The 3313-nt window shown below is 70.4% G+C and carries 4 protein-coding genes; 3 read left to right on the forward strand and 1 reads right to left on the reverse strand.

The window, feature by feature from the left end; genetic code table 11:
• The 3 genes from R6V09_RS49270 to R6V09_RS49280 all read left to right on the forward strand — a co-directional run.
• The coding region (locus tag R6V09_RS49270; protein WP_317887955.1) for a DUF2293 domain-containing protein at positions 1–317 on the forward strand (317 nt) is incomplete at its 5' end.
• A 168-nt stretch (positions 318–485) separates the two neighbouring features.
• The gene (locus R6V09_RS49275; RefSeq protein ID WP_317887956.1) at positions 486–965 is read left to right on the forward strand and encodes an anthrone oxygenase family protein; all 480 of its coding nucleotides are present in this window, start codon (positions 486–488) and stop codon (positions 963–965) included.
• 188 nt (positions 966–1153) lie between these two features.
• Entirely contained in the window at positions 1154–2641 is a 1488-nt protein-coding gene (locus tag R6V09_RS49280) for a glutamate synthase subunit beta (protein ID WP_317887958.1), read from the forward strand.
• Positions 2642–2650: 9 nt separating this feature from the next.
• Here R6V09_RS49280 and R6V09_RS49285 read toward each other — a convergent pair whose 3' ends face one another.
• The gene (locus R6V09_RS49285; RefSeq protein ID WP_317887957.1) at positions 2651–3154 is read right to left on the reverse strand and encodes a carboxymuconolactone decarboxylase family protein; all 504 of its coding nucleotides are present in this window, start codon (positions 3152–3154) and stop codon (positions 2651–2653) included.
• Between the last annotated feature and the right edge of the window lie 159 nt (positions 3155–3313).

Consider the following 3313-nt stretch of genomic DNA (forward strand, 5'->3'; position numbering starts at 1 on the left):
GGGCCGTGGAGGACGTGCGGTTCACGGAGACGTTCGCGGCCGAGATACGACGGCTGTTCCCCGGCTGCCCGGAGGAGCGGGCCCGGACGATCGCCGCGCACGCCTCGGTGCGGGGCAGCGGGCGGGTGGGGCGGAGCGCGGCGGGACAGGCGTTGTCCGGGGGCTCGGTGGTCTCGGCGGTGGCGGCATCCGTACGGCATGTGGACACGCCCTACGACCAGTTGCTGATGAGTGGGGTGCCACGACATGAAGCGCGGCGGCGGATCACGGCGGGGGTGGAACGGGTGCTGCGGGACTGGCGGGATGTCCCGGCATGACGTCCGCCGGTGCCGGCCGCCGGGGTTGGCGGGCGGGCGGCGTTGTGGACGTTCGCGTATGGTCCGGCGATTCTCGGCCATGGTTGTCCGGGCGGGGATGGGTTCGACTTGTCGGGATGGTTGGTGGTGGGCAGGATCTCGGCTCTACGGGCGGGAGTTGGTGTCGGCATGATCGGTGAACCGTATTTCGCGCTGACGGTTCTGGGGGTGCTCGCGACCGGGGTGATGGCGGGCGTGTTCTGTGCCTTCTCCGTGCTGGTCATGCGCGGGCTGGCCGAGTTGCCGCCCGCGCAGGGCGTCGCCGCGATGAACGCGATCAACACGGCGGCGATGACCCCGGCCTTCATGCTCGTGTTCGCCGGTTCGGCGCTGGTGTGCGCGGTGATCGCGGTGGTGACGTTCGTGCTGTTGCCGGACCAGGGCACCGTGGAGTTGCTGTTGGGCAGCGCGCTGTATCTGTTCGGGTCGTTCGGACTGACCCTCGTCGCGAACGTGCCCCGCAACGACGCCCTGCTGAAGCTGGACCCGGGGACCCCGGAGGCCGCCGCGTACTGGCCGTCGTACGTACGCGAGTGGACGATGTGGAACCACGTCCGCGCGATAGCCTCGGCCGGCGCCGCGCTGGTCTACATGCTGGCCCTCACCTGAGCGAACCCCGGAGATCAACTGAGTGCGGGCTGAGGAGCGACAGGGAGGGGCGGCGGGAGCGTGCGGAAAACCCCTTGAGAAAGCGGTCTCGCCCACTCTGCGCGCTCGGCCGGGGGGCCTTATCGTGGCTGAAAGAGTGCCGCTCGATGACGCACGGCCTGTCGTATGCGGACGCGAGGAAAACCGCCATGGCCGATCCCAAGGGTTTTATGACCACTCCGCGCCAGGAGTGGCCCCGCAGGCCCGTCGAGGAGCGGGTGCGGGACTGGGACGAGGTGTATGTCCCGGGCGCGCTGCTGCCGATCGTGAGCAGACAGGCCGACCGCTGCATGGACTGCGGCATCCCGTTCTGCCACGACGCCTGTCCGCTCGGCAACCTGATCCCCGAGTGGAACGATCTGGTCAGCCGGGAGGACTGGCGGGCGGCTGCCGACCGGCTGCACGCCACCAACAACTTCCCCGAATTCACCGGGCGGTTGTGTCCGGCGCCGTGCGAGGCCGGCTGTGTGCTCGCCATCAACCAGCCCGCGGTCACCATCAAGAACGTCGAGGTGGCCATCGCCGACCGCGCGTGGACCGACGGTTTCACGCCACCCAGACCGCCGGACCGGTTGTCCGGGCGGACCGTCGCGGTGATCGGCTCCGGGCCCACCGGCCTTGCCGCGGCACAGCAGTTGACGCGCGCCGGGCACACGGTCGCCGTGTACGAGCGGGACGACCGGCTCGGCGGGCTGATGCGGTACGGCATCCCCGAGTTCAAGATGGAGAAGCGGCATCTGGAACGACGGCTGGAGCAGATGCGGGCCGAGGGCACCAAGTTCCGTACGTCCACGACGGTCGGGCGGGATGTCGGAGCGGCCGGACTGCGGGCACGCTACGACGCGGTGGTGATCGCCACGGGAGCGACGGCGTGGCGTGAACTCGACGTGCCGGGACGGGAGTTGACCGGCATCCACCAAGCGATGGAGTATCTGCCGCTGGCCAACCGGGTGTGTGAGGGGGACTTGGCCGAGTCCCCGATGTCCGCCGCCGGGAAGCATGTCGTCATCGTCGGCGGCGGCGACACGGGGGCCGACTGTCTTGGCACCGCGGTGCGTGAAGGGGCCGCGTCCGTCACCCAGTTGGACATCTACGCCCAGCCGGACGCCGAGCGCGACGAGGACGCGGAGCCCTGGCCGACGTATCCGAAGATCTACCGGCTGTCGGCTGCGCACGAGGAGGCGCGGGAGCTGGAGACGGCGCCCGCGGCAGACGCGGACGCGCGGCTGTTCGCGGCGTCGACCCTCCGCTTCGAGGGGGACGCGGACGGGCGGGTGCGGTCCTTGCACCTGGTCGAAGTGGACGCGGAGCGGCGCCCGTTGGAAGGTTCCGGACGCAGCCTGCCCGCCGATCTCGTGCTGCTCGCCCTGGGGTTCTCCGGGCCCGACCGGGCGGACGGGCTCATCGATCAGCTGAGGCTGGCGATGGCACCGCGCGGCACGATCACCCGCGACGCGGACTTCGCGACGAGCGCGCGGGGCGTGTTCGTCGCGGGGGACGCCGCCCGGGGCCAGTCGCTGATCGTGTGGGCGATCGCGGAGGGGCGGGCGGTGGCGGCGGCCGTCGACCGCTATCTGACGGGGAGTTCACAGTTGCCGGCGCCGATCGGGCCGTACGACCGGCCGATGACGGTGTGACGGCCCGCGTCAGCGTCGCTGGTCAGCGCCCGCCACCTTCGCGGTCGACAGGGCCACCCGGTTCCAGGTGTTGATCGTGAGGATCAGGGACAGGACGTGGGCCAGTTCCCGCTCGTCGAAATGCGCGGCTGCCTGCGCGTAGACGTCGTCCGGGACACCGCCGTCGGCCACCAGGGTCACCGACTCCGTGAGGGCGAGGGCCGCCTGTTCGCGCTCGGTGAAGAAGTGCCGGGCCTCGCGCCAGACGGCGACCATGTGCAGCCGGTCCTCGCTCTCGCCGGCCTTGCGGGCGTCGTTCGTGTGCATGTGGAGGCAGTACGCGCAGTGGTTGAGGTGCGAGGCGCGGATCTGGATCAGCTCGACCAGGGCCGGGTCGAGACCCTCGCGGGCGGCGGCGTCGAAGCCGATGAGGGCACGGAAGACCTTCGGGGCGGAGCGGGCGAGGTCGATGCGGGTCACCGGGGCGGTGACCTGGGTGTTCGTGTCCGTCTTTGTGCTCGTGTTCGTCGTCATGTGACAAATCTACGAGCCGGAAAGACCCCCTGTAGGGTGCATTTCCATGGCGAAATCGTGGGTCAATTCCGCGGAGCGGATCGGGGCCGATCTGCATCTGGAGCTGTCGGGCGGTGGTGGCCGACGGGCCGCCCTCATCGACGCGCTGCGCGAGGCCGT

The sequence above is a fragment of the Streptomyces sp. W16 genome (genome assembly GCF_033194735.1).
In the GTDB taxonomy this organism is placed as follows: Bacteria; Actinomycetota; Actinomycetes; order Streptomycetales; family Streptomycetaceae; genus Streptomyces.

What these genes read in the sequence shown, in the direction of transcription:
- R6V09_RS49280 (WP_317887958.1), top strand. Translation starts at nt 1,154, where the DNA reads ATGGCCGATCCCAAGGGTTTTATGACCACTCCGCGCCAGGAGTGGCCC.
- R6V09_RS49275 (WP_317887956.1), top strand. Translation starts at nt 486, where the DNA reads ATGATCGGTGAACCGTATTTCGCGCTGACGGTTCTGGGGGTGCTCGCG.
- R6V09_RS49285 (WP_317887957.1), bottom strand. Translation starts at nt 3,154, where the DNA reads ATGACGACGAACACGAGCACAAAGACGGACACGAACACCCAGGTCACC.